A 25,930-nucleotide genomic window follows, 5' to 3' on the forward strand; every position below is an offset into this window, starting at 1 on the left:
TAAAAATCAGGAAAAATGAAGAATATAAAAAAAGCCACATTGAATATCCCACTTTTCACCTTACTGATTGGATTCACCGCATTCCTTGTAAGCTGCGGAGGTGGGAAACAGGGAGCTGATTTGGAAATGGGGGCCCCTTTTGGTAAAGAATCGCTGAAAGATATCATTGAAAGAAGGGGACTGAACTCCGAAGACGTTCTTGCTGCTGCCAAAACTTACACGCCTGATAATATTGCTGACGAGTACGTGGCCCTGAACTCAGGCGGACAGGCCGGAAATATGCCTATGTACACGGTTCCCTCCATGCGTATGTTGAAATATGTACCCATTTGCACACGTCAGCCTGAAATTGGCTATGGGTACAGCATGGAAACAAAAAAACTGATGGAGAAAGGATTCATTGATGGCCAGGAAATTCTCTGGGGTGATACCCATCACCCCGGATATTCTGAAACCAATGGGGTGTATGATGGTAAATGGGCAACCGTCAATGATAAAGCCAATCCGAGGATTTTCATTGTAAGCCTGGAGGATTGGGAAGTGAAAGACGTACTTCAGAATCCTTTGTTCAGGAGCGACCATGGCGGAAATTTCTTTACACCAAACTCGGAATATATTCTGGAAGCCACACAGTATCCTGCTCCGTTCGACCGAAAGTACTACCCCCTGTCACAGGCCAATTTTGAAAAATACTGGCGCGGTGGACTAACGTACTGGAAATTTGACAATGAAACAGGTAAAGTCGATCTTGAGAATTCTTTCACCTTTGAATTTCCGCCATACACCCAGGATTTGTCAGATGCCGGTAAGTTAGCCAGCGATGGGTGGGGCTTTACCAATTCATTCTGTACCGAAATGTACTATGGCGGTATGGAAAGCGGCCGGCCTCCTTTTGAGGCAGGCTGCTCCAGCCGGGACGTTGACTATCTGCACGTGACCAACTGGAAAAAAGCCGAGCAGGTTTTAGCACAGGGTAAATATAAGGTCATCAATGGTCACAAAGTGATCCCGATTGAGGTATCCATTCAGGAAGGGCTGCTTTACCTTGTTCCTGAACCGAAATCCCCTCACGGAGTGGATGTGGATCCTACAGGAGATTATATCGTAGTGGCTGGTAAACTGGATTCCCATGCATGGGTCTACTCTTTTGAGAAAATAATGAAAGCCATCGATGAGAAGAACTTCGAAGGGTATGATAATTATGGCATTCCGATCATTTCTCTGGAATCAGCCCTGCATGGCAGTGTTGAAGTAGGTCTGGGCCCACTGCACAACCAGTACGATGATGAACTTGGTGTCATCTATACCTCCATTTACGTCGATTCCAGGATTACGAAATGGGACTATATCAATCTGAAGGTATTGGGATATGTACCTTCCCATTATAATATCGGTCACCTGGTATCCTCTCACGGAGATACGAGAGAGCCCACCGGTGATTACCTGATCGCATTGAACAAGCTTTCCATCGACAGGTTCAATCCGGTGGGGCCGCTTCATCCGCAAAATCACCAGCTTATCGATATCAGCGGTGATGAAATGAAGATCATTTACGATCTGCCGATACCTATGGGAGAGCCTCATTATACCATATTAATAAAGAAGGATATGTTTACTCCCATTGATACCTATCCTCCGGGTACCGATATTACGACCAATGCCAAATCTCAGTACTACACTGATATGGGAGCAGAAAAAGTGGTGGAACAGGGTGGTGAAGTCCATGTGTATGGAACCATTAGCAACAATTCGGTAACTCCATCCGATATTGAAGTGAACCAGGGACAAAAGGTCTATATCCATCTGACCAATCATGGCGCCAGTAAATTGGATCATTATGTGTATGAGATTGCTTCCTATGACCAGATGTATCGCTGGCGTCCCGGAGAAACGGCTACACTGGATTTTACGGCTGACAAAGCTGGTATGTATCCTTTGCTTTTGGACAAGATCCATCATCCGGATGAAATTCAGCTCATGGGATACCTGAAGGTCAATTTCAACGAAAAAGCTGAAAATGACAGGCTTCTGGCTTATGCTTCCCGTGTGCAGTGGGATATGAAGATGCAGTCCTTTAAGCCATCTTCCATTGAAATGAAGAATATGCTCACCGGCGAGATGGAATTCCTGAATCATGGTTGCAATGCATGTCACCGTTTTGGAGAAGAATACAACGGGCCGGATCTGCTCATGGTTGACAAGCGCAGGAACGATGAGTGGCTGAAATCATGGATCATGAATCCGGAAAAACACATGAAAGAAGTTGATATTGAAGCCATGCGGCAAAAATATAAGCTGGCCATGCCCAATCAGAATGTTTCAGCTGAAAATACGGATAAGATCATTCAGTATATGAAGCTCAAATCCGAAGCCTATATGAAAGGGATACAGACCCAATAATACAGGCTGGATAATCAGGGAATCGGAAGGGTGATGAATTCCGATTCCCTGTTTTATATGAATTTATTACTTTTACATCATTATAGGTATAACAATCATTCAATAAGAATTTTTATGAAAAAGATTTGCATTTTACTAGTGATGATCGTGGCGGGGCTTTCCCTGGTTAATTGCGGAGGTTCAGGTGGTGATAAGAAACCGAAAACGCTGACAGCAAATGTTGAAAACGGGAAACTTGTGTATGAAAAGGCTTGCATTGCCTGTCACATGACTGGTGTGGCAGGAGCAGCTGCGCTGACGGATAAACCCCGTTGGGAAGAGATGGCCGCAAAGGGTATGAGCGTGCTTCACCAAAGTGTCATCAACGGTGTTCCTAACGGTAACTACGGTGTGATGCTCCCCAGGGGTTCATGTACGGATTGTTCCGATCAGGATCTATATGACGGTATTGCGTATATGATGAAACAGGCTGGTGTAACAGCCAAATGACCGCAGACTTTTCTTTGAACTTTATCGCTATGAAAAAATATCAAATTTATGGTGGGCTGGCAATCATCTTTCTTGTTTTAACCTACTTCCTGCCCATCTGGTGGGTGGCCCTGCAAAGCCATCAATACCCAAAATCCATGTATCCGGATGGAATCCGCATTGAATTCAAGTATAATGGCGTCTACAATGGGTGTGAGGGACAGAAAGAACGGGAAGAACTGGCTTCAGGGCAAGCCGGAGCTGACTGCCTGGTGGAAATGAATGCCATTAATCATTTTATTGGTATGTACAGAATAACACAGGGAAGAAACAGGGACAAGTCGTTGACCTATCCGGTCTATTATGTGTTTGATACGAAAAAGGATGCCAGCGGAAACGAGATCATTGATCCGGCAACCGGGTCTGCCATCAAAATAAATGTCACACCAAAATTCCTCAAATTTCTTGATGGATTAATGATCTACTCGCCCTATCTTTTCGTTATCCTTGGATTATTGGGACTGGTGTTCGTTTTTACTCCCAAAAAAGTCAATTTATTCTTTGCCATTGTCCCTGCCTTATTGCCGTTTTACTTTTTAATAATGTACATCATCGGGTTGTACTGGTACGGTCACCATCTGGCTTTGCACGGTGGCGGAGCATTTGAGGGCATTAAGGAGTTCATGCCAACGGTCTTTGGGGAAGGTAAGGTGGCTCAGTTTACGACCATGTCCTATCCTTATGCCGGCTTTTTCATTGCTCTGGCGGTCTTTGTCCTGTTTATCCTGGCGATACTGGTAAAACGCAAAAGCCTGAGGACGTCCGGTTGACGCAGGGAAACTGCTCCGGGGCTGTCACCTGAAGCAGGATGGTAATTAAATATTTTTTATTGTGAAGCAAGCAAATCAGCATCATATAGGTTTATTACCAGGTAGAATCTATAAATATTTCCTCTACGGATTGGTTGTATGTTCAATGACAGCCTGGGTCCCCCTGAAATGTTTTTCACAAGGAAAAAAATTCGGATTATTATTACCGGTTGAGGAGCAGTTGCCCCAGACCAAACCCATACCTCTTCAACCGCTGCTCGATAAGGCTCTTCCCGGTGATACATTGATATTGGACAGGGCAATTTACATGGGACCTGTTCATATTACGACCGACAGGCTGGTCATTAATGGCCAGGGATTGGCCATCATAACGGGCATGGACCTGGAGTCGGTCATTCACCTTGAGTGTGATAGTACGAAAATCATGAACCTGACCATCACCAATTCTGGTGGTTCCCATGATCGAATAGACAGCGGGGTAAAAATATACGGGAATTACAATGTGATTGAAAATTGCCGTATCAAAGAATGCCTTTTTGGAGTGGATATCTTCAAATCTGATCACAACCTTGTCTTTCATTGTGAAATTTCTTCTTTGACCAGAAGGTCCAAAGCATTGAAAGGGGATGGTGTCCGTCTTTGGTGGGCAAAATACAACACGGTGATGGGCAATTACTGGCATGATGTCAGGGATATGGTCGTATGGTACTCGGAAGAAAACCTGTTCATGGATAACAAGGGGATTGGCAACCGGTACAGCATCCATTTCATGTACGCCCACAATAACCGCATACAGGGCAATGAGTTCTATGAGAACTCGGTCGGCGTATTTTTGATGTACAGTGAACGAACCATCATGATCGATAACCTGATCATGAATTCTCAGGGCGAAAGTGGAATGTGCCTTGGATTGAAGGAAACATCCTCAAACCAGATCCTTAATAATCGCTTTATCTATTCTGCCGAAGGAATTCATTTCGATGTGTCACCCTACGAAATTGACAAGATCAACACGATCTCCCAAAACGAGATCGCCTTTTGCCGTGCAGGGATGTTCTTTCATACTAATCAGGAAGGAAACCTGATCAAACAAAATTATTTCCATAACAACCTGGCCCAGGTTGTTGCTGAAGGCAAAACAGCCAGCATGAATATCTGGGAAAATAATTATTTTGATGATTATATGGGATTTGACCGTGATAAGGATAATATTGGCGATAATCCCTATGAGTTGTATACCTACGTTGAGCATTTGTGGGATTTCAATACGGATGTAAAGTTTTATTACGGAGCACCTATTCTGGCTGTTCTTGATTTTCTGGAACGCCTGGCACCGTTTTCAAAACCCAAATTTATTCTCAGAGACAAGAAACCAATGTTTAAATATCAGCCCAGCGAGGTAAGTTATTGAAAATTAAGCAGGAATGAGGCGATTAATAGGCATATTCTTACTGGTATATTATATGGTATTTTTTGTTATACCGTATCATCCGGTCATTTTTGCCTCCTTTTCCCGGCAGTTGAACGGGAATGACAGGAATTTTACTGAAAAGGAATTTATTTCAGAAGAAATGCACCTGCCATACAATGTTGATCTTTGCTATCTAAAAGCCATTGTGGAACGAACCAGGGACATGAAAGATGCTCCTTCGCCAAGATTACCTTCTCCTTCCATCGACACTTCAAACATGATCTTTCTCTCCCCGGAAACATTATTCCTGAAGTCCATGGATTATTCCTTCAGTTTAAATAATAAGCTGTACCTTCAACCCGTTTACGAGATTTTTCCTGAAATCACCGGCCCCCCTCCCAAATTCATTTCCTGATCGATAAAGAAAGTCTGTTTTTTTAACATTTCGGATAAGGAGGATAGCAGAGCCCTAAGAAGATTTTTCTGACGATCAGGCATCATGCTGATTGCCTGTCATCATAAGAACAAAACAGCGGCCTGCCATATTCTCATACCAGATTCAGTTCCGTGTTCCAAAAAACAGTTTCAATCCAATGGTAATGTGTTTAGGTTGAATTTCTAACAAATGATCGATATGAAATACAAAAATATTCTTCTTTTAGTCCTTTTTATGACCTCTGCTGTCTACTGTGTTGAAGCGCAACAGGATACCATCTACATGGATGAAATCATCATTGTAGGGAAGCAGCCGAATAATCTTTTAAGGTCGCAAATCATAGCAGAATCCTGGAAATTAAAAAACATTCATGATGTTGGCGAGATTTTCAATGCACAACCTGGATTCGGGGTCATCAAGCGAGGTAATTACGCCATGGAACCCGTTTTGAGAGGTTATAAAGAGGACCAGGTCAATACGCAGTTCAATACCGGAGCCACCAGTTCCAATGCTTGCCCTAACCGGATGGATCCAGCCATCAGCCAGATCGCTCCGGAAGAGATTGAAAAAATAGAAGTCATAAAGGGTCCTTATTCCGTAAGGTACGGTCAATCTTTTGGAGGAACTGTCAATATTATTTCCAATAAAGCAGAAAATTCCGATCAATTCAAGATAAAAGGCTCGGCGAAAGGCGGATTCATTTCCAATGGTACCAGCGGATATGGTGAGCTCAACCTGTTGATGACCGACAGGAAATATTTTGTTTTGCTGAACGCCAATTATAAAGATTTTGGGAATTATAAAAGCGGCGACGGAAAGGAGATCCCTTCTTCCTTCAGGCGGTTCGGGTATTCTGCCAGATTTTTATATAACCTCACGGAGAATCAGCATGTACAGATTACCTGGAGGCAGGGATATGCAAAGGATATCCTGCATGCCGGATTGCCAATGGATGCCGATAAGGACAACTCGAGCATGCTTTCCATCGATTATCAGGGCCTGAATCTTTCACCCACGCTGCTTTCCTTCAAAGCCAAGTTGTTTGGATCCTATGTGGACCACGAGATGTCAAACGACCTTCGCCCGAATTATAAAGCTATTCATGCCCGTACACCTGTAACTGCGACCGTTTACGGTGGAAGGGCAGAACTGGGTTTACAGCTAACCTCAAAGGATATTGCCTATATTGGTGCTGACTACAAGCATGTCAATAAGGACGGCAAACGAACCCGGGAGGTTTACGTGAATGTTTGCACAGGAGCGCACTTCGATCCGCCAAAAGTATTTCAGGATTATGTGTGGCAGGATTCAGGATTAGATGATTTAGGCATTTTCCTGGAAAATCGCAGTCAGATCTCCCCCAGACTTTTATGGATCATTGGCATACGTCTTGACCTGGTGGCCTATGCCATCCATGATCCGGCACCTGATTTTCAGGAATATTATCCCGACGGTATTGACCCGGATACCAGGCTTACGACGGCTTTGAATACATCTTTGAACTGGCAGGTCACTCAACATTCCGACCTGGAGTGGGCTGTCGGAAGAGGCGTGCATTCTCCGGAACTGCATCAGTTATTCATTGATCATATGAGCATTGGAAAGGATGCTTATGAATATGTTGGTAATCCGAACCTCAAGTCAGAAATAAACTATCAGACCGATCTTAAATTTACACAACGTTTTGGAATCGGTTCGGCCTTTGGTAATGTTTTCTACTCCTACCTGAACGATTATATTACCGCCAAAGTGGATACGACCCTGGAGAAAAAGTTTATTCCGTGCCAGCCGCCCACCCATGCAAAAAGATATGAAAACATTGATAAAGCTTTTATGGTTGGCTTTGAGGCCGGGTTTGACATCCGGTTCCTTAAAAATTTTATTTATATCCTGAACGGAAGCTATACCTATGCTCAAAATGTAAGCTGGGATGAGCCCCTTTCAGAAATTCCGCCATTCAGGATCATGACTTCACTGGGTTACCGGTTGGAAAAACTTGAGGCTTTGCTCAGCGCTCACATTGTAAGTGCCCAGAACAGGGTTGCTGAATCTTTCAATGAAAGCACAACACCAGGCTACGCCACATTCGATGTATCTGTTGATTACAAACCGCTAAAGTTTCTGGAAATCTTTGGTTCGGTGACCAATATTTTTGATAAAAATTATGCTGATCACCTCAGCAGAGCTTATGTCAATATGGATGAGGAAAGTTTGTATTATGAACCGGGAAGAAGCTTTAATGTGGGAATTAAGGTCAGTTTTTAGTGTTAATTCGACAAAATGGTATTAATTTTAGTCCGACTTTAATTCTTGATCTATGAGTCCAAAAAAACTTGATCTTAACAGGCGTGATTTTTTAAAAGCCGGTGCTACGGCAGTTGTGTCGCTGGCAGCGATCACGGCAGGAGTCACCTATGTAAAAAAGGTTGTCGGAAAGGATATCCGCTCCCAGGAATTTCTCAGGCCACCAGGAGCTGTTGCGGAGAGTGATTTTATCTATGGGTGCATTAAATGCGGACTTTGCGTTCAGATATGTCCGGTTCAAGCCATAACCCTGGCCGGGATAAGCAGGGGATTATCCTACGGCACACCCTACCTGGATGTCAGGCAGCAGGCCTGTGATTTTTCCTGCGATTCGTTGCAGTGTGTTGAGACCTGTCCTACAGGAGTTTTGGATTTTAAGCAATTTAAGGCGGCAGGGGAAAAGGCCATCATTGCGTTTGAAGAAGAACAGGGGGCTCATCACGGGAGAAATCCTTTCAGGGTTCAGATCAGTGCGATGAAGGAGTCGGTAAAGATGGGCAAAGCCAGGTTAAATCCTCAGACCTGCCTCGCAGCGCTTGGACAGGGATTTACAGGAACCCCGCGGGGTGAAGATTTCAGGGGAGTCAACCGCACCCCCGCGCGCGGGGGGCAGGGTAGAGGTTACCCCCTGAGCCACGACGAAGAATATGACAGCATCCAGGGTGAAGGCGATGAAGGCCATCTTCATGAAGGTCACCTTGATGAAGGCCACGGCAGAGGAGAGGGAAGGGGTTCTGGTGAAGGCTATGGCAGGGGTCAGGGCAGAGGTGAGGGGCGCGGCCAGGGCAGAGGCTATGGCGAAGGTCAGGGCAGAGGCGAGGGCAGAGGCTACGGCGAAGGTCAGGGCAGAGGCGAGGGCAGAAGCTATGGCGAAGGTCAGGGCAGAGGCGAGGGTAGAGGCTACGGCGAAGGTCAGGGCAGAGGCCGGGATGAAAATGCTGACAGTCTTACTGAAGATAACCCCGGCAGACACCTGGATACGGAGCACACAGATCAGGGAGAAGGACCCGGCAGGGGATATAATGATGACCGTTACGGTCAGGAGTCGGAAGAATCATACCAAACAAAGGCTTCTCCTGTGCGGGAAAAATATTATGAAAGGCAACTTTGTGATTTGTGTGTGACAGAATGCCCGATCGGGTGTAAAGCCATCGTTATGAACAAGCTAAAGGATGGCTCCGGAAACTCGGTCATCATGCCGGAGGTACTTGACGGATGCACCGGCTGCGGAGTATGTGTTATGGTTTGCCCAACGGCGGAACCCAGTATCATTGTTGAACCGATAAAAGAGCAAGCATATGTTTAATCCCCAATCAACCAAAGAACCATTACCGCCCAAACCGGTCGAAGCGATGCCTCATACCTTGGCGGGGATGACCTTCAATGAATGGCGACAGAAAAAACAAAAAAGTCATAAATGGCGAAACATCCGTTGGTCAGTGGTCATCGGATTGAGTGTGCTCTTTATCCTTTCATTTGCCCTCGACTTGTCGATACTGGAAGGTTCTCTCAGCGGCTCCAGGCTTTTGGGTTTTTATCTGATCGATCCATATAACTCCCTTCAAATGCTGGCAATCTCATCCACAACCGGTTACATAGTCCATCTGACGATGAATTTTTGGATTGGACTGGGCACCATCGTTCTTTTTTATGCGATCATGGGAGGCCGGACGTATTGTTCATGGGTTTGTCCATATCATCTTTTAGCCGAGTGGACTGATAAGATGCGTGATCTTCTGGTTCGGAAATATAAATGGAAAGACCATACTTTTCACAGGTCGATCAGGTATGTCTTCTGGATTGGTTTTATCCTGGTGGCTTTCTTTACCAAGAATCTTGTGTTTGAAGATGTAAATATGGTGGGGATCCTTTCCAGAACGATGATCTACGGCCCCGGATTGATCCTGTTGTGGGTACTGGGGGTCATTTTGTTCGAAGTGCTTTACAGCAAAAGATTCTGGTGCAGGTATGTCTGCCCGCTGGGAACGACCATGGGCATGATTGGTTCGGTTGCTCCGCTGTCCATCAAATTTGAGCACGATAAATGCGGATATTGCCGTGATTGCCAAACAGTTTGTCTCGTACCGCATGTTCTGTGGTTTGTACAGAGAGGCAAGGCCACACAGGCCGTCCACTATACCGGACAGGATTGCACCCGATGTGGATTGTGTGTGGACAGTTGCCCGGGAGGAGCACTGAGTTATTCATTTAAAGGAATTGATAAACTGACATGACAAATCAACAAGGAGCCCCCCTCATCTATGCAGAGGGACTGTCGAAAACTTTTAAGAACCAGGAAGTCATTCATAACCTTTCCATTTGCTTCCGGGAAGGGGAAAGAGTGAGCCTGAGCGGACCAAACGGAGCAGGAAAGACAACCCTGGTCCGCTGCATCCTGGGCCATTACATTTTTAGCGGCATACTGAAAGTACTGGACCAGGATCCCAGGAAAAACCACGAAATTCTGATGCGACAAATTGGATTCGTCCCTCAGATCCCCCCTCCACTCAAAATGACGATCAAGGAGATGCTGGATTTTTTCCCACGCCTCACGGGTGTTCCTGCGGAAAATTTTATGGAGATCAGTGAAAAAATGGGATTAAGCATCAGGGATAATCTTTCAAAATCATTTCTGAAACTATCCGGGGGGATGAAACAAAAACTATTAATTGCCTTTGCATTGGGGCGAATGCCCAAAATAATCCTCATGGATGAACCTGCCGCCAACCTGGACCCCCTGGCCAGGGAAGTGTTGTTTGATTATTTGAACAATTATAAAAGGGATTCCCTGATGATCATTATCAGTCATCGCATGAGTGACATATCAAAAATTGTGAACCGTGAGATTGAAATGGATTTGGGTAAAATATCGATGGATAAATTTTTGTAAACATTATAAAACCAATTATCATGAAACTAAACAAAATAAACGTGATCGCATGTATGATCCTGGCTTTGTCTGCATGTACTTCCGGACCTGACTATAGTCCAAGGGAAATCAACTGGGACAGAGATATTTGCATCAACTGCCTGATGGGACTGGCCGATCAGAAATATTCCGTCCAGGCGATAAACAGTGATGAAAAGGTTCTTTGGTTCGATGATCTTGGATGCTTGATCGAATACATGCGAAGTGAAGATTGGCCACGCTGGAAAGGTGAAGGCGACGTGAAGGTATGGATCGGCGATTGTGAAACGGGCGAGTGGATTGATGCCTTTGAGGCTTATTATCGTTTTGGCGATAAAACGCCCATGGGTTACGGCTATGGAGCACTGAAAGAACCAGGTGACAGCACCTATGATTACAAAACAACCGTGGAAAGAATAGACCAGGGCATCACCCGACGCGAAGAATTCCTGATGGGCAAACAAATGCTTCAGAAGAAATGATCCGCATCTCCGTACCGGTTGATTTACTCACTTAACATTATTTCTGATTCTATGCGTAAAACGATATGGATACTGACGATCCAGGAACTGAAACAAAGCATGAGGTCAAAATGGTTCTGGATCTATAGCCTGCTGTTCGGTGGTTTCGTGGCAGTTATGTTTGCATTGGGCATTACCGAATCACAGATCATTGGCTTTGTCGGCCTCAGCCGGCTCATTGTCACCTTTATGCAGGTTTGCATCGTCATCCTGCCAATCTATGTATTGATCACCACTGCCCGGTCGGTGGTGGGTGACAGGGAAACCCATGTGATGGAATATATTCTTTCACTGCCTATGTCATTCAGCAGTTATTTCTGGGCAAAATTGATCAGCCGATTCATCGAAGTATTTACACCCGTCTTCATCGCTCTTTTAGGCGCTACATTGTGGGGCCTCATCATAAAAATTGATGTCCCGTGGGATCTTTTTGCACTCTACAGCGGGTTACTGGCCGTAATGGTTTTCAGTTTCCTCGGAATAGCCATGTATGTTTCAACTTTTTCCAGCACACAGAACATGGCTGTCACTACCGCTTTTATTCTATGGCTGGTCTTGGTTGCTTTCTTAGACCTGATCCTGATGGGTGTGTTACTGAAGATGAAAGTTGAACCTGCCGTTGTGATCGGTTTAGGAATGCTGAATCCTCTACAGGTTTTCAGAACTGCGGCACTGGCTTTGTTTGATCCCCAACTGACCGTTATGGGGCCTGCTTCCTACTATATTCTTGATACGGTGAGCCGTTATGGTTTTATCCTTTTTGCGTTGTTGTATCCTCTGGCATTGGGCTTGATCTTTGCCTTCCTGGGCAATCGTTATTTTAAAAGGAAAGATCTGGTATAAGAGGAAAGAGCTGGTTTAAAGAATGACCAAGCAGTACACTGTGATGAATATCTATTTGATAATGAGTTTTTTGCTGTTATTTCTGAACCCTCCGGCTAATACGCTGGCGGAGGAACTACCCTTACCTACGGCAGAATCCATCAAGACCTATTCCGTTGAAACCGAATCAAGCAGATTATACTGGTATAGCGGATCCCACAAGGGTTATGTGCTGTTGAAAGATGGAATTATCAAAGTAAAAGATAATGAAATCCTCACCGGAAGATTTCGTATATTAATGGATAGTATTGTCGATACGGATATTGATTATGAATTGATGCGATTGACCCTCGAGAACATCCTCAGGTCAGAAGAATTTTTCAATACGCAGCATTATCCCTATGCCTTGTTCACGATCATCAATTCATTTAATTTTCAACCCGGAAAGCCCTACATAACCGGCTGTTTAAAAATAACCGACACCACTCACCTGGTTAGCTTTCATTGTGAACTTTTCTTGGAGGACGATCTGTTGCGCGCTGAATCTGAAATGTTTTCCATTGATCGGATAAAATGGGGGATAACCAGTATGTCAAAGGATTATGTCGCCAGTGAGAACAGCTACATCGTTCCTGAGGAGATAAAATTCAAGATCGTCCTGCAGGCACGCCAGTCATGACCTGCGGGGAATCCTGGGACCGCTCTTCCGGAAGACGTTGAATAACTTCCGTTCATTTTATTCAGATTATGGGCCTTTTATCTTTCGGTTGAGGGATTCAGACTTGAAACTGGAAATGAAGGTTCTGACTCATTCATTGCACTGCGTTCAACCCCGGATCGGGTGTGGGTGTGATTTTTTATGGACACAGAGATATAAAAAGTTATAGGATGAATCCCATGCTTTTTATATATTCACGCAAAATTTCCCATGGTCAAGACACTTATGGTTTCCGGCGACCGGGAAGCCGTTGCTGTGGTGACCCGGACTGTTGCGGATTATTGTCCCGATGTGACCTTTTTGGGTGTAGTGGATAGCATCCAGGCAGCCGTGCCGATGATCAACTCCGTCCAGCCAGATCTCCTGATCCTGGATACCAGGCTGATTGACGGCAGCGGTTTCGAATTGCTGAGGCGCTTTGAATCCCCGATGTTCAAGATCATTTTTCTTTCCCTCCATATCGAATACGCACTGAAGGCTTTCAAGGTCAGTGCAGTGGATTTTCTGCTGAAACCTCCCGACCCGGATGAGCTTGCCCAGGCGGTGAACAAAGCCTGCGACATGATCCGGCAGGAAGACAAGTTTCAACTCAATGTACTCGCTGAAAATCTCAGGGATCTGAACAAAAAGGAAAAGATTGTGCTGAAGACCTTCGATCACATTCATATTGTCAATCAGAACGAGATCATCCGGGTGGAGGCCGATCGGAACTTCTCCAATTTCCACATTGTTGACGGAAGGAAGATTGTCGTTACAACAGAGTAAAAGAGCTGATCAAAAAACTGGAAGAGATATCCGAGTCGTTTGATAACAGCCATGCCAAAGCCCAGTTGTTCCGGTTATCTACCTGGGCGTATTATAGGTTCAGGAAGGTGGATCTGACACTGGAGAATGCCAACGAGGGCGTCATGTATACTGGTAAAACCGGGCATTTTTCCATGCTGCTGGTGATCTGGTGCGCAAAATCACTGGCCCATTCAGTGAAAAATGAGATGCAAGAAGCGAAAAAAGCGCTTTCAGAGGCAGAAAAGCTCATCGCGGACCGGAAGATCATGACCGTTTACCATGTGCCCTATGTAATGGCTATGACGCAAATCGAACTGGCTGAGCTGAGATCCTGCATTGCATTGCATAAGCCAACCAGAGAAAAGTTCAGGGCAGCGCTTGGAGCAATCAATGATCTGATCCGGTTATCAAAGAAAATGAGAAGTGAATATGTGGAGGCCTATCGCCTGAAAGCACTGGTTTACAGGATGATGAAAAAACACCATAACGCCTTTAGGTATCTCACTCTTTCCATCGAAGCCGGACAGAAATACAATGCTGTCCTGGAACTTTCCCGGTCGTACTTTGAAGCCGGCAAATGCCTGCGCGAGTCCGGCACCACCAGGAGCAGTCTTCTGGGCCTGAGCAGCAGCGAGTATCTTTTAAAGGCCAGAACCCTTTTCGAGGAGCTGGACCTGCAGTGGGATATGCAGGAGTATGAGCGGTATATGGAAGGTTAGGTAGTCGGCAATCAGCAGTCAACAGTCAGCAGTCAGCGGTCACCCGGCAAAATAGTAAAGATAAGGAAGCAAGGCAGCTTCCCGCGCTTCAAAATCGGCTTTCGGCTATCGATCGGTTTGGGAAGGGCGACGGCGGGTAGTTCGTTCTTACCAATGAATTTAAAGTACGCGTGGCTTCGCAGAAACGGAATAAATTGCTGAGGATGTTTGAGAAACTGAGTGAATAACGATTCTTAACTCGAATCCCATCCTTGCCCGCAGGGGCATAAAGAATTATAGGCATTAAAAATATTTGTTTTTGTTTCTATAATGCACTATATTTGGTGCATAATAGAAATAAAATGAATTTCATTGAATTCAGAAACAGGTTTCTATCCCTGGCATGTTTTAACACGAACCAGCTGTATGCATCCTATCCTGAGTTTAACAGGAACAATCTGGTACACTGGGTAAAGCAGGGTTACATCATCCGGCTTCGGCAGGGTTATTATGCTTTCCCTGAATACCGGGAATCAACAGAATTTGCACTCTATTTTGCCAACTTAATATACAAACCCTCTTACATATCATTGCATTTCGCTTTGTCATTCTACGGAATTATTCCCGAGACCGTACCTGGGATAACAAGCGTGACAACGTTAAAGACAATAACATTCAGCAATGATTTCGGTGAATATTCATATAAAACCATCAAACCTGATATGATGTTCGGATATGATCTGAGGGAGATTGAAGGTGGCAGACGGATTATGTTCGCCACACCGGAAAAGGCATTAATAGACCTGCTCTACCTGTATTCATTTTATAATTCAGAACGTGACCTTGAAGAGCTCCGTCTCGATGAATCATATATGGAGGATGATCTTCATAGAGAAAGATTGGCCGAATTCTCTGACCGTATAGGAAGCAAAGCACTCAGCAATCGCGTTGATATGCTAAGAAAAGTATATAACCTTTAATAAGAACGATATGGTAGATCTGTACCTGATAAAGAATTATTTCCCGGAGCAGATAAGGAATAACGCACTCCTTGGCAAAAGTATGATGAAGGAATATATTCAATTGTCAATTCTCGACTACCTGTCCACAACACCATACATCCGAAAGCTTGTATTCATCGGTGGTACAAGCCTTCGCCTGGTAAAGGGAAGTGAACGGTTCTCAGAAGATCTGGATTTTGACTGTAAGGAGATAAGTAAAGAGGAGTTCATGCAGATGAGTGATGATGTCATGCATTTCCTCCAAAGAAACGGATATAAAGTAGAATCCAGGGATAAGAATGGTCCGAAACTGAAGGCCGTCAGAAGAAATATTTATTTTCCTTGTTTCCTTTTTGACATGGGGCTTTCAGGGCACAGAGATGAAAGGTTCCTTATAAAAATTGAAGCTCAGGATCAGGGAGTGAACTATACCCACGAAATAAAGAATATCAAAGGTTGTGGCTTTTACTTTCCATTTCCTGTACCTCCTGCTGCTGTACTTTGTGCAATGAAAGCGACAGCCCTTTTAGAAAGAGGAAAGGGGCGTGATTTCTACGACCTGATGTTTCTTCTGGGTCAAACAAAGCCTGATTATGAATTTCTTTCAAAGAGGATCGGTATTAAAAATGCAGCTGAGTTAAAGACTGAGGTTAAAAAGCGCCTTCAGATGACAGACCTGAAAGCCAAAACCAAAGATTTTGACCATCTGCTGTTCAATAAGGACAACAGCAAGCGTATCCTCAGATTTAAAGAATTTTTTGAAGAGAGTATTTTATAAGTAAGGCTGCTAACCGCCTCCCGCCTCCTGCCGATCCCGACTTTCGTCGGGACGTCGCTTCGCTCCGCTGCCGACTGGCTACCGGCTACTGGCTACCGGCTACTGGCTACCGGCTAATGCTTTCCGCATTCGTACACCCAACCCCGGCGTTCCTTCATCCAACCCCGGCGTTCGTACATTGGATTCATACCTGGCTTTGCAGGATTGTAACTTTAATCGGCAACCGGCAATCTATGAACTGCAACTTGTAGTTTGCAGCTTGTAGCTTGAAATCAATACTATCAAACCTAATACAAAGCACCATGAAAAAGACCGACAGAATCTGGCTTCTTTCATTGATTCTTATGATGGGAGCCGCCATGATGTTTACCATCTCCTGCAAAGAAGAAGAAGAAGAAGAATTGAACCCTCCCAAGGGCCTGAAAACCTCCGCGGTGACCGGGATCACCATTGAAACGGCATCCTGCGGAGGTGAAGTTACGGATGAAGGTGGCTCTGCAGTGACAGCCCGTGGCGTGTGCTGGAGTACCGTTCATCTCCCGTGTATTGGATGCAATACAACCGTCGACGGCGCCGGTACCGGCACCTTTAAAAGCAGCCTTACCGGGCTTGCGTCCAATACTAACTACTATGTCAGAACCTATGCCACCAACCTTGACGGTACCAGTTATGGCAACGAGGTGACGTTTAGGACAGAGGGGAAAACTCCCACAGGACTGACCACCTCTGCGGTGACCAGGATCACCGATGAAACGGCATCCTGTGGAGGTGCTGTTTCGGATGAAGGTGGCTTCGCGGTGACTGCACGTGGCGTGTGCTGGTGCACCGCCACCTCACCCTCCATCATGAACAGCAAGACCAGCGACGGCGCCGACACTGGCATCTTTGTAAGTAGTATTACAGGGCTGGCGGCAAACACCACCTATTACGTACGGACCTATGCCACCAACAGTGAGGGGACAAGTTATGGCAATGAGGTGACGTTTACGACACCACCCACTGTGACTGACATTGATGGCAATGTGTATCATACCGTCATCATCGGCGACCAGGTGTGGATGGCGGAAAATCTCAGGGTGACACATTACAGGGACGGGTCGTCAATCCACTACATTTCCAACGACGCTTACAGCAACCAGGAATGGATGCAATGCACCATCGGTGCTTACTGCATAGCAAAGACTGGAAAATACGGAGTGATCTATAATGCTTATGCCGCAATGGACGAGCGCAACCTTGCACCCGCGGGGTGGCATATCCCCAGTGATGCGGAATGGAAAATCCTGGAAGGTACAGTTGATAGCCAGTATCCTGTTGACGATCCTCAATGGGATAATTACGCTTATCGCGGTTTTGATGCAGGGGGTAACCTGAAGTCAACAACAAGTGACTGGAACCAACCTAATTCAGGCGCTACCGATAAATTCGGATTCTCAGCCCTTCCAGGAGGTTGGCGCTCATCCTGGGATAACGGGAAATTTATGGAAGAGTCCATAAGTGCCGTCTTTGCGACTTCGACACCATATGGTGCATCTGATGTGTGGGGCCGATCCATAAGATACGAGGAGAGTGGAATCTACCGTCCTTATGCCGCATTAGTAAGTGGAGTCTACGTCCGCTGCGTAAAGGATTGAGGTGCTCCTCGGTGGTTAGAAAAATTTGTATGCTATTTTTTTCGTAATTTGCGTGTCGTTTGAGTGATCATAAATCCATCGAATGAACGTAAAAACGAAACTCCTATCCGGTATATTACTGATAATCATTTTATTATCCTGTCAGCCAATGAAAGAGAAATCTGCCTCCCCCTCCATCCGGCTGGCTACCTACAATGCTGCCCTATTCAGGAATGAAGAAGGTGAACTTCAGCGGGCTCTGGCCGATACCACCGATCAGCAGGCGCGCTGCGTAGCCGAGATCATCCAGATCACCCGCCCGCAGATACTGGCCCTGCTGGAGTTTGACTACGATCCGCATGGAGTGGCACTTGGCCTGTTTCAAAAAAATTACCTTGGCATCAGCCAGCACGGCCGTGAACCCATTTCCTATCCCTATTTTTATGTAGCCCCGTCCAACACGGGAATCCCGACCCTGCTGGACCTGGACGGTGATACGCTGATCACCGGTCCCGGGGATGCTTTTGGCTATGGAAGGTTCCCCGGTCAGTATGCTTTTGCCATCCTTTCTGCTTTTCCGCTGGATACTGACGGTATCCGAACCTTCCAGCATTTTCTCTGGAAAGACATGCCCGGAGCTAACATACCCGTTGACCCGTCCACCGGGAAGAATTATTATTCACCGGATGCCTGGGAGATCTTCCGTCTTTCATCCAAAAACCACGTGGATGTGCCGGTGATCCTTCCGCAGGGAACCCTGCATCTGCTGGTGGCCCATCCCACCCCGCCTGCCTTTGACGGGAAGGAGGACCGGAACGGGAAACGCAACCACGATGAGATCCGGTTCTTTGCCGATTATGTCACACCCGGCCAGAGACAGGAATACATCTATGATGACAGGCGCATATTCGGAGGATTGCCCGGGCATACACCTTTTGTGATCATGGGCGACATGAATGCCGACCCTGCCGATGGCGACAGCTATAACCACGCGATCCGGCAATTACTGATGCACCCTTCCCTCCATCATCTGGCAGCCATGGAACAATTTGTTCCTTCCAGTAAGGGTAGCTATGAGAATGCACAGAAAAATCCACGCAAAAACCCGGATAATCTTGGAAACCCCTGGCATGATACCTCCGTATGGGGATTGCGTATCGATTATATCCTGCCCTCCTCCGGGATGAAGGTGCGGCAGAGTGGAGTTTTCTGGCCGGAGACAACGGACTCGCTGTATTACCTGGTGAAGGACCGGGTTTCGTCGGATCATTTTTTGGTGTGGATAGACGTTTCTTTATAAGAGGAGAAAGGAGAGAGGAGAGAGGAGAGAGAAGAGAGGAAGTGTGAAGTACGATTTTAGGAGAGATTGACTATATTTGTGGGAACTTTAAATCTTGATATATGAGGAAAAAGTTACCCGTTCTTTTATTCTTACTCTTAACAGGTTTATTTTCAACGGTTTCATGGGCGCAGTGTACTCCCGGTGATGCCACCACCTGCCCCGACCCTGAACAAAACGGACAGGTCTGTCCCGACAACCTGCCGGAAGCCGTTGCAGGACAGCTTTACAGCCAGGCTTTCACCATTCTTGCCCCTCCGGGTTATCCTTACAACGGTGATACGATCGTTCTGGATCACATTACCCTGGTGGAAGTAACAGGACTGCCGGAGGGTTTTACCTGGCTATCCAATGTGGAAACCAATGAATTCACGGTGGGAACCTATTATTGTGTCCTGCTCGAGGGAACCCCTGCGGTTGCTGGCGATCATCCCCTTCGCATCACGGTGGATGTTTATGCAAAGCTATTTCCGGCGTTTCCACCTATACGGGTGGCAACGGTCACCGATTCTACTTCCCTTCTGATCAGCGTGAAGTGGGACCCGAATTCCATTGATGAAACTGCCACAAAGGCCATGATCCTTCTTCCTCCTGAGCCCAATCCCTTTTCCGGCAGTACAAGGATCGGCGTCGGGATAAATGATCCGGGCGTGGTGAAACTGGAGGTCTATGACCTGGTAGGCCAGATCCGCTATTCGGAAAACCTGACCGCCATTCACGGGGCTAACTATTTCGATTTTGATGGCCGCCGGCTGGACCGTGGAATCTATATCCTGAAGGTATCCAATGGCGTTACTTCAATTGCATCGCGACTGATCAAAACAGATTAGGCGCCCTGTATGATCCGACATCTGTCACACCTCTTCCTGCTGCCGGTTTTTCTGGTGATCAACGGGCCGGGCTTCAGCCAGCAGGCCTTCATTAAAGGAAGGATAACCGATGCTGCCACAGGTGAATCCCTGGTCGGGGTGAATGTTGTTGCTGACAGTACCATGGGCGTATCCACCGGCATTGATGGTGAGTACCGTTTAGCCCTTGAAAGCGGGTTCCATCAATTGACCTTCAGTTATATCGGGTATCTTTCCGTGACCAGGGAAGTCCGCCTCCTAAAGGATGAAACTCTCACACTGGACATTCAGCTGGAGCCCCGTATCATTGAGCTGGGTACGGCAGTGGTTTCTGCCGGGAAATTCAAGCAGAGGCTTTCCGATGTCACAGTGTCCATGCAGGTCATCAAGCCGGATTACATTCAGCAGACCAATACGGTCAATATGGAGTCGGTCATCAGCCAGATGCCTGGTGTGGATGTCCTCGACGGACAGGCCAACATCCGGGGAGGAAGCGGTTACAGCTACGGTGCAGGCAGCAGGGTGATGGTGCTGCTGGATGACCTGCCCATGCTCACGGCGGATGTGAATGAGGTGAAATGGAGTTTTTTGCCTGTGGAGAACATTGGCAATGTTGAGATCTTAAAGGGAGCTTCTTCCTCGCTTTACGGATCCTCGGCCCTCAACGGGGTCATCAACCTTCATACGGCCCAGCCCGGAGAAGCACCATCCACAAGGCTTTCGGTTTTCAGCGGGCTCTATTGCAGGCCGTCGAACAAGGATATGGCGTGGTGGTGGGATTCCAATCCCATGTTTTCCGGTGCCAGTTTTGTCCATCTGCAGAGATTTGGTAATGTTGATTTCGTGGCGGGCGCCAATGCCTATGGTGACCAGGGGTACCGGCAGGAGGATTACGAAGAAAGGTTCCGGATCAATTTTGGGATCCGTCACCGCCCTGTACAGGTTGAGGGATTTTCATACGGGGTGAATGTCAATATGCAGGAATCACACTCCTCTGATTTCCTGATCTGGATGGATGCCGACTCGGGGGCATTCCTCCAGATGCCCGAGGCTGTTTCGCCTACCAGGGGATTCCGCGTCAATGTGGATCCCTATGCCAGCTACTTCGACACCAAAGGCAACAAGCACAGCCTGAGGACGAGGTTTTACAGGACCTACAACCGGTTCGACGGGGAGGATCAGGATAAGAACAATGGTTCTGATCTGTATTACGGGGAGTATCAGTTTCACCGGGAATTTATCAGGAAATGGTACTGGACCATTGGAACAGCAGGTTCGTATGCCAAAACTGACGCCGAATTATACGGAGATCACCACAGCTCAAATTTTGCGCTATTTTCGCAGTTGGATAAGAAATTCCTGGAACGGTTATCGGCCTCACTGGGAATACGGTGGGAACATTACACCCTTGACCGGACAGATGATGAATCCCAGCCGGTCATCCGCGCAGGCCTGAATTACCAGGCAGGAGCCTTTACCTATGTCCGGGCCTCATTCGGGCAGGGTTTCCGTTACCCGTCCATTGCTGAAAAATACACAGCCACCAGCCTGGGCTCGCTGAATATTTTCCCGAACCCTGACCTTCAGCCTGAAACCGGCTGGAGCACAGAGCTGGGCATCAGGCAGGGGCTTCAGGCTGGCAGCTGGCTGGGTTATCTGGATGCGGCCGCCTTCTGGATGGAGTACAGGGATATGATGGAGTTCACCTTTGGGGTTTATGTGCCGGATAGTGCGACCATTCCCACACTGGATGACCTTGGGTTCAAATCACTGAACATCGGGCAGGCACGCATTGCAGGGTTCGACGTGATGATCAGCGGATCAGGGAAGTTCTTGAAACAGCCCGTCCGTTTTTTTGCCGGTTATACGTACATGGATCCGGTTGACAAATCAGCCGATACCCTTGAAAACAATATCCTTAAGTACCGGTTTCGCCACGAAGTGAAAGGGGATGTGCAATGGGACTACAAGGCATTCTCTGCCGGTTTCAGCATGATTTACACCAGTCACATGGAACGGATTGATGAGGCTTTTGAGGAAAAAATCCTGGGCCGTGAAATTTTTAAGGGTTTGAAACAATACAGGCAGGAACATGACAAAGGATCTGTCATCTTCGATGCACGCTTTGCCTATCAGATCAATACCCATATTCGTGCGGCACTGCATCTCAAGAACCTGTTCAACCGGGAATCTATGGGCCGTCCCGGAGACATACAGCCCCCAAGAAACATAACACTGGAAGTTGCGGTCAGCCTGTAAGGGATGATCATCGCCCTGACAATCTCACGATCTTTTTTGTCACTACCTTATTCTCAAAAGATAAACGGATGGAATATACTCCTGGTTCAACCCCGCAAGACAACTGATCCAACCCATCCCAGGCAAAGGCTTGATAACCAGCCTGAAGTTTGGCGTTCACAAGCGTCTTCACGTTTTTTCCCTCCAGGTTCATGACATCGATCCGGACCTGTGAAGCTTTCTCCATGGTAAATCCAATGGTGACTACCTGACTGGAAGGATTCGGAAAAATGTGAAGATCCGGGAGATTCTCTGTTACCTCATTCATTCCGACTCCCCAGATATCGATCTGAAGATCGTCAATGTAGATGCCATCCCTTGGAATGGTGATGTCAGTTTGAATACGGAAGCGGAAGGTAACGCCAGGGTTGTCCAGGAATGGATCAACTGAAAATTCCTGGTATTGCCAGGCAGGCTGTTCACCTGTGAACTGAGCGAGTTCAGTCCAATCGGTACCGTTGGTGGTCACTTCAAGGAAAACAAAGTCACGGTTTGCCTCCAGGGAATGTTTTGCCCAGAAACCGATCGTGCCACCTGTGACGCCAGTCATGTTTATGCTCTGAAGGATCACTGATGTATTGATGTTGTTTGAATATAATCCTGCCGGGCTGTCGGTCAGCGAATGGGTGGCTGAGTGGAATTCACCCTCTTTCAGGCCCCAGGTACCTCCCAGGGTCCAGTAAGGTGCACTGGTTTCAAAATCATCCAGGAAAGGGGCGGTGATGGGAGGCATCGGAATCACGGTCACGGTGTTTGACGGCTCGGATTCTTCTCCGGTCTCTGAGTAGATAGCCGTGATGAAATAGGTATAGGCTGTGCCGTTTTCGACAGCCGTATCCGTAAAGGTCGTGCCGGTGATATTGACAAAAGGTGTTTGGGAATCGTTTTTATAGATATTATAGGAGGAAGCCTCCACGACTTCTGTCCAGGTAAGTGATACCGCTTGGTCGGAGGGTATGGCAATCAGGTCATTCGGGACTTTCTGCATATCGGCCATTGTCATCACCGATGCCAGGATCGATTGCGTAAACACTACCGACTGCTCCATATTGTTTACGCTGGGTCCGATCAGGTCGCTGGATGAATGGATGTAAGGGCTGTAATCCTGGCTGTCCTCAAACGGGAAGATTCCCATGATTCCGTGGTCGTTGAACGATGAATGGTCACTGTCGCCACCTAACAGCGAGCCATTGTAAACGTGAAAATCGGGCAGGTATAATTCACAGACATTGAAGTAAAACGTTTTCAGTTCCTGTGCCGATTCAGGGGCCATGACATCAGTATGCATCTCGTCACCGGGCTCCAGGTATCCGTTCATATCTTGGTTAAAGTATCCCAGGATATTCATTTCCTCCTCTTCAGCCATGGCGGCATAGGCCTCGCTGCCATACAATCCGTATTCTTCACCTGACCATGCACAGAAGATGATGGTGCGTTTAAAATCGTACTGGCTTAGCAGGCGTGCGATTTCGAGTACAGCTGCCGTTCCGGAGGCATTGTCATCGGCACCGGGTGCCTGACCTGACCACACACGAGAGTCGTAATGTCCACCCAGCATGACATATTCGGCGGGATAAGCCGTCCCGGTCAATGTGGCAATGACATTATCGCTTGCGGATCCTCCCGGCATGTAAAAATCCATCAGTTCGGTCTGAAGGTCGTAACTTTCAAATTTTGATCTGATCCAGTTCTGGGCCTGAACAGCCTGGGATGAAAACGCATTCCTGGTCCCGTAATCCTGTAAGTGCTGAATCGTGGCGAGAAGTGAATCCTGGTTCACCTGGCTGAGCAAATCGTTTATGAGAGGATCTGATTCCAGTCTTGATTGTTGAAAAGTGAACCTGGACTGAGGAAGTCTGACGGGGCGGTTGTTAATTCTGACCAGGCCGTTATGGATTGCAGGGAATAAATATTTTACATTTTGAGGCTGAACCTTTAAGATAAGGTGATCGGTGTCTTTATGCAAGACATCAGCAAAGGGCGATATTCCAGCCAAATAATTTTCTGCGTCCTCCTGCTTGAACCATGCCAGAAAGTATTCAGACGGATCTGACCAGGCACCCGGAGAAAGGGTCTCATAACTACAGGCAGGTGTCAGGTTTGCCGTGGCGATAATGAAGTGATCCGAGACATAATGGACCGTCAGGTTGGCATCCTTCAGATGTTGTTTCATTTCCGCCGCATCCTTGATCCGGATTTTGACAAGATCACCCGCAAGGAGTTGAAGCGTAAAGAAAAGGCATATAAGAAAAGGAATGGATTTTTTCATTTCCTGAAAAATTTTAGGTCACAAAAGTACGGTGATTTTATTTACGGGCGAGGAATTCCCTGAATCATTTACCTTAAGAACGTCCCCTCTTCGTATTCCCTGAATGCCTGCTGTACCTCTTCGCGGGTGTTCATCACGATGGGTCCACCCCAGGCGACCGGTTCGCGGATAGTCTTGCCCGGGACGAAAAGCAGATTCATAATTCGGGAACCGATTCAACGATAGGTACGGTAAACGTTCCGCTGATGATCTGATTACGTCGTTCGTCGATTTTCAGCAGAATCTCAGCGGAGAGACCTTTGAATGAGCCGTTGACCCTGTCGATCGAGGCCCCTCCCCGGGCCATGGTTGACCAGGGTCTGTAGTCTTCTGAGGTATACGTACCCCTCCGTATCTTGCCCAGGAGGTGGCCGACAGCGGGTGTCAGGTTCCATCTCAGGTTGGTGACGAAGACGAGCCGGAACTGTCCCTGTGGATCATCCATATTGCCAATGACGGGGATGTCATGTCGCGAGCAGGCTATCTCTGCCCCTTTCCGTTCGGCAAAGATTACGTCGGCGCCCTGCTGAATGAGTTGTTCCGCCGCCGAATCCGCCCCGGGAGGGTAATAGAACTCATCCGTGTAGGTGATCTCAAATTTCACTTGCCGGTTCATTTCCCTTGCTCCGGAAATGAATGCATTGTTCAGCCGGTTGACCTCCGGAATAGATTTTGCCGCTACGATCCCGATCCTGTTTTTTTGAGTGATGCTGCCGGCTGCCATCCCGGCAAGCCAGGCAGGCTCGTGGATGAGGTTGTCGAAGATGGACAGGTTTTTACCGTTAGGCCCCATGCCTGACCCAAAAAAGAACGGGGTATCCGGAAAATCATCCGCCACTTCCCTGACCACCTGTTCCGATCCGAAGGCATCACCCACGATCAGGTCATAACCTCCAGCACAATGCCTTCGGAGAATGGATTCAAAGTCGTCGTAACCCACATTTTGTGCAAAATCATAGCGGATACCTGATCTTTTCTGCGCATCCAGAAGGGCACGGTGAACAACGCCGGTCCATGGTTCTTCAACCGACAAGGGGAAAATGGCGAACACCTTCAGGATTGTGTCGTTTCTATCACTGGTTTCCTGCCGGTCGTTTTTTGGCGCCTGGTTGCAGCCAGACAGTAAGAGGATTGCTGTGAGCAGCTGAATGATGAGCTGAAAGAAGTGTTTCATAAGACAATATTAAAAAATCCAAATTCCAGGATCCCCTCCCGCCTCCTGCCGACCGCTGATCCTGATCTTGCTGCGCTCATCAGGACAGGCCGCCTACTGCCTTGCAATTTCGCAAATAAACTTCAAAAATCAAAAATCAGCACTCCTTTGTTCGTAAATCCTTTTAAGAGCTGGTTCAGGGGTCAAGGTTAAGAAGCCAGTTTGGTTGAAAGGTCAGGTTTAGTGTACATAACCCTCATCTTAACCTCTGGACCAAACCGGCCTCTTCA

The 25,930-nt window shown here is 47.0% G+C and carries 23 protein-coding genes; 20 read left to right on the forward strand and 3 right to left on the reverse strand.

The features are described from left to right. The first annotated feature begins 15 nt into the window (after positions 1–15). From nosZ to PKI34_03105, 20 genes are all read left to right on the forward strand, one after another. The gene (gene nosZ, locus PKI34_03010; GenBank protein HNS16771.1) at positions 16–2,400 is read left to right on the forward strand and encodes a Sec-dependent nitrous-oxide reductase; all 2,385 of its coding nucleotides are present in this window, start codon (positions 16–18) and stop codon (positions 2,398–2,400) included. Positions 2,401–2,514: 114 nt separating this feature from the next. Continuing rightward, on the forward strand, positions 2,515–2,889 hold the full coding sequence (locus tag PKI34_03015; GenBank protein ID HNS16772.1) for a c-type cytochrome: 375 nt from the start codon (positions 2,515–2,517) through the stop codon (positions 2,887–2,889). Between the two features lie 29 nt (positions 2,890–2,918). Beyond that, positions 2,919–3,698 carry a hypothetical protein gene (locus PKI34_03020; protein ID HNS16773.1) on the forward strand — a complete coding sequence of 260 codons (780 nt, stop codon included), beginning with the start codon at positions 2,919–2,921 and terminating at the stop codon, positions 3,696–3,698. Positions 3,699–3,843: 145 nt separating this feature from the next. After that, on the forward strand, positions 3,844–5,109 hold the full coding sequence (gene nosD / locus PKI34_03025) for a nitrous oxide reductase family maturation protein NosD (protein HNS16774.1): 1,266 nt from the start codon (positions 3,844–3,846) through the stop codon (positions 5,107–5,109). Between the two features lie 13 nt (positions 5,110–5,122). Continuing rightward, positions 5,123–5,524 (forward strand): hypothetical protein, encoded by a 402-nt coding sequence (locus PKI34_03030; GenBank protein ID HNS16775.1) that lies wholly within the window; start codon positions 5,123–5,125, stop codon positions 5,522–5,524. Positions 5,525–5,734: 210 nt separating this feature from the next. Then, the gene (locus PKI34_03035; GenBank protein ID HNS16776.1) at positions 5,735–7,810 is read left to right on the forward strand and encodes a TonB-dependent receptor; all 2,076 of its coding nucleotides are present in this window, start codon (positions 5,735–5,737) and stop codon (positions 7,808–7,810) included. 52 nt (positions 7,811–7,862) lie between these two features. Continuing rightward, positions 7,863–9,155 (forward strand): 4Fe-4S dicluster domain-containing protein, encoded by a 1,293-nt coding sequence (locus PKI34_03040; GenBank protein ID HNS16777.1) that lies wholly within the window; start codon positions 7,863–7,865, stop codon positions 9,153–9,155. Further along, entirely contained in the window at positions 9,148–10,083 is a 936-nt protein-coding gene (locus tag PKI34_03045) for a NapH/MauN family ferredoxin-type protein (protein ID HNS16778.1), read from the forward strand. Before PKI34_03040 ends, PKI34_03045 begins: the two co-directional genes overlap by 8 nt. Continuing rightward, the gene (locus PKI34_03050) at positions 10,080–10,739 is read left to right on the forward strand and encodes an ATP-binding cassette domain-containing protein (protein ID HNS16779.1); all 660 of its coding nucleotides are present in this window, start codon (positions 10,080–10,082) and stop codon (positions 10,737–10,739) included. Before PKI34_03045 ends, PKI34_03050 begins: the two co-directional genes overlap by 4 nt. 20 nt (positions 10,740–10,759) lie before the next feature. Further along, positions 10,760–11,239, forward strand: a complete 480-nt coding sequence (locus PKI34_03055) for a hypothetical protein (protein HNS16780.1) — start codon at positions 10,760–10,762, stop codon at positions 11,237–11,239. Positions 11,240–11,290: 51 nt separating this feature from the next. Beyond that, positions 11,291–12,121 carry an ABC transporter permease subunit gene (locus PKI34_03060; GenBank protein HNS16781.1) on the forward strand — a complete coding sequence of 277 codons (831 nt, stop codon included), beginning with the start codon at positions 11,291–11,293 and terminating at the stop codon, positions 12,119–12,121. Between the two features lie 61 nt (positions 12,122–12,182). After that, entirely contained in the window at positions 12,183–12,779 is a 597-nt protein-coding gene (locus PKI34_03065) for a YceI family protein (protein HNS16782.1), read from the forward strand. 249 nt (positions 12,780–13,028) lie between these two features. Next, entirely contained in the window at positions 13,029–13,583 is a 555-nt protein-coding gene (locus PKI34_03070; GenBank protein HNS16783.1) for a LytTR family DNA-binding domain-containing protein, read from the forward strand. A gap of 65 nt (positions 13,584–13,648) precedes the next feature. Beyond that, positions 13,649–14,323, forward strand: coding sequence for a hypothetical protein (locus PKI34_03075; protein ID HNS16784.1), 675 nt, complete (start codon positions 13,649–13,651; stop codon positions 14,321–14,323). A gap of 341 nt (positions 14,324–14,664) precedes the next feature. After that, positions 14,665–15,282: a hypothetical protein gene (locus PKI34_03080; protein HNS16785.1), complete on the forward strand. Its 618-nt coding sequence runs from the start codon at positions 14,665–14,667 to the stop codon at positions 15,280–15,282. Positions 15,283–15,367: 85 nt separating this feature from the next. Further along, on the forward strand, positions 15,368–16,081 hold the full coding sequence (locus PKI34_03085; protein ID HNS16786.1) for a nucleotidyl transferase AbiEii/AbiGii toxin family protein: 714 nt from the start codon (positions 15,368–15,370) through the stop codon (positions 16,079–16,081). A 302-nt stretch (positions 16,082–16,383) separates the two neighbouring features. Further along, positions 16,384–17,715 carry a fibrobacter succinogenes major paralogous domain-containing protein gene (locus PKI34_03090; protein HNS16787.1) on the forward strand — a complete coding sequence of 444 codons (1,332 nt, stop codon included), beginning with the start codon at positions 16,384–16,386 and terminating at the stop codon, positions 17,713–17,715. 148 nt (positions 17,716–17,863) lie between these two features. Beyond that, complete coding sequence (locus PKI34_03095) at positions 17,864–18,994, forward strand: endonuclease/exonuclease/phosphatase family protein (GenBank protein ID HNS16788.1); 1,131 nt, start codon at positions 17,864–17,866, stop codon at positions 18,992–18,994. Positions 18,995–19,095: 101 nt separating this feature from the next. Then, positions 19,096–19,863 (forward strand): T9SS type A sorting domain-containing protein, encoded by a 768-nt coding sequence (locus tag PKI34_03100; protein HNS16789.1) that lies wholly within the window; start codon positions 19,096–19,098, stop codon positions 19,861–19,863. 9 nt (positions 19,864–19,872) lie between these two features. Next, entirely contained in the window at positions 19,873–22,140 is a 2,268-nt protein-coding gene (locus PKI34_03105; GenBank protein ID HNS16790.1) for a TonB-dependent receptor, read from the forward strand. A 7-nt stretch (positions 22,141–22,147) separates the two neighbouring features. Here PKI34_03105 and PKI34_03110 read toward each other — a convergent pair whose 3' ends face one another. The 3 genes from PKI34_03110 to PKI34_03120 all read right to left on the reverse strand — a co-directional run bounded on the left by PKI34_03110 (position 22,148) and on the right by PKI34_03120 (position 25,661). Next, positions 22,148–24,448, reverse strand: coding sequence for a M20/M25/M40 family metallo-hydrolase (locus PKI34_03110; GenBank protein HNS16791.1), 2,301 nt, complete (start codon positions 24,446–24,448; stop codon positions 22,148–22,150). A 68-nt stretch (positions 24,449–24,516) separates the two neighbouring features. Continuing rightward, positions 24,517–24,648: a pirin-like C-terminal cupin domain-containing protein gene (locus tag PKI34_03115; protein HNS16792.1), complete on the reverse strand. Its 132-nt coding sequence runs from the start codon at positions 24,646–24,648 to the stop codon at positions 24,517–24,519. Then, on the reverse strand, positions 24,645–25,661 hold the full coding sequence (locus PKI34_03120) for a BMP family protein (protein ID HNS16793.1): 1,017 nt from the start codon (positions 25,659–25,661) through the stop codon (positions 24,645–24,647). The genes PKI34_03115 and PKI34_03120 overlap by 4 nt, the downstream gene beginning before the upstream one ends. Positions 25,662–25,930 lie beyond the last annotated feature (269 nt).

Source organism: Bacteroidales bacterium (genome assembly GCA_035342335.1).
In the GTDB taxonomy this organism is placed as follows: domain Bacteria; phylum Bacteroidota; class Bacteroidia; order Bacteroidales; family JAGONC01; genus JAGONC01.

What these genes read in the sequence shown, in the direction of transcription:
- PKI34_03015 (HNS16772.1), top strand. Translation starts at nt 2,515, where the DNA reads ATGAAAAAGATTTGCATTTTACTAGTGATGATCGTGGCGGGGCTTTCC.
- PKI34_03055 (HNS16780.1), top strand. Translation starts at nt 10,760, where the DNA reads ATGAAACTAAACAAAATAAACGTGATCGCATGTATGATCCTGGCTTTG.
- PKI34_03120 (HNS16793.1), bottom strand. Translation starts at nt 25,661, where the DNA reads ATGAAACACTTCTTTCAGCTCATCATTCAGCTGCTCACAGCAATCCTC.
- PKI34_03080 (HNS16785.1), top strand. Translation starts at nt 14,665, where the DNA reads ATGAATTTCATTGAATTCAGAAACAGGTTTCTATCCCTGGCATGTTTT.
- nosZ (HNS16771.1), top strand. Translation starts at nt 16, where the DNA reads ATGAAGAATATAAAAAAAGCCACATTGAATATCCCACTTTTCACCTTA.
- PKI34_03040 (HNS16777.1), top strand. Translation starts at nt 7,863, where the DNA reads ATGAGTCCAAAAAAACTTGATCTTAACAGGCGTGATTTTTTAAAAGCC.
- PKI34_03090 (HNS16787.1), top strand. Translation starts at nt 16,384, where the DNA reads ATGAAAAAGACCGACAGAATCTGGCTTCTTTCATTGATTCTTATGATG.
- nosD (HNS16774.1), top strand. Translation starts at nt 3,844, where the DNA reads ATGACAGCCTGGGTCCCCCTGAAATGTTTTTCACAAGGAAAAAAATTC.
- PKI34_03095 (HNS16788.1), top strand. Translation starts at nt 17,864, where the DNA reads ATGAAAGAGAAATCTGCCTCCCCCTCCATCCGGCTGGCTACCTACAAT.
- PKI34_03020 (HNS16773.1), top strand. Translation starts at nt 2,919, where the DNA reads ATGAAAAAATATCAAATTTATGGTGGGCTGGCAATCATCTTTCTTGTT.
- PKI34_03100 (HNS16789.1), top strand. Translation starts at nt 19,096, where the DNA reads ATGAGGAAAAAGTTACCCGTTCTTTTATTCTTACTCTTAACAGGTTTA.
- PKI34_03050 (HNS16779.1), top strand. Translation starts at nt 10,080, where the DNA reads ATGACAAATCAACAAGGAGCCCCCCTCATCTATGCAGAGGGACTGTCG.
- PKI34_03060 (HNS16781.1), top strand. Translation starts at nt 11,291, where the DNA reads ATGCGTAAAACGATATGGATACTGACGATCCAGGAACTGAAACAAAGC.
- PKI34_03110 (HNS16791.1), bottom strand. Translation starts at nt 24,448, where the DNA reads ATGAAAAAATCCATTCCTTTTCTTATATGCCTTTTCTTTACGCTTCAA.
- PKI34_03030 (HNS16775.1), top strand. Translation starts at nt 5,123, where the DNA reads ATGAGGCGATTAATAGGCATATTCTTACTGGTATATTATATGGTATTT.
- PKI34_03070 (HNS16783.1), top strand. Translation starts at nt 13,029, where the DNA reads ATGGTCAAGACACTTATGGTTTCCGGCGACCGGGAAGCCGTTGCTGTG.
- PKI34_03115 (HNS16792.1), bottom strand. Translation starts at nt 24,648, where the DNA reads ATGAATCTGCTTTTCGTCCCGGGCAAGACTATCCGCGAACCGGTCGCC.
- PKI34_03085 (HNS16786.1), top strand. Translation starts at nt 15,368, where the DNA reads ATGAAGGAATATATTCAATTGTCAATTCTCGACTACCTGTCCACAACA.
- PKI34_03035 (HNS16776.1), top strand. Translation starts at nt 5,735, where the DNA reads ATGATCGATATGAAATACAAAAATATTCTTCTTTTAGTCCTTTTTATG.
- PKI34_03065 (HNS16782.1), top strand. Translation starts at nt 12,183, where the DNA reads ATGAGTTTTTTGCTGTTATTTCTGAACCCTCCGGCTAATACGCTGGCG.
- PKI34_03045 (HNS16778.1), top strand. Translation starts at nt 9,148, where the DNA reads ATGTTTAATCCCCAATCAACCAAAGAACCATTACCGCCCAAACCGGTC.
- PKI34_03105 (HNS16790.1), top strand. Translation starts at nt 19,873, where the DNA reads ATGATCCGACATCTGTCACACCTCTTCCTGCTGCCGGTTTTTCTGGTG.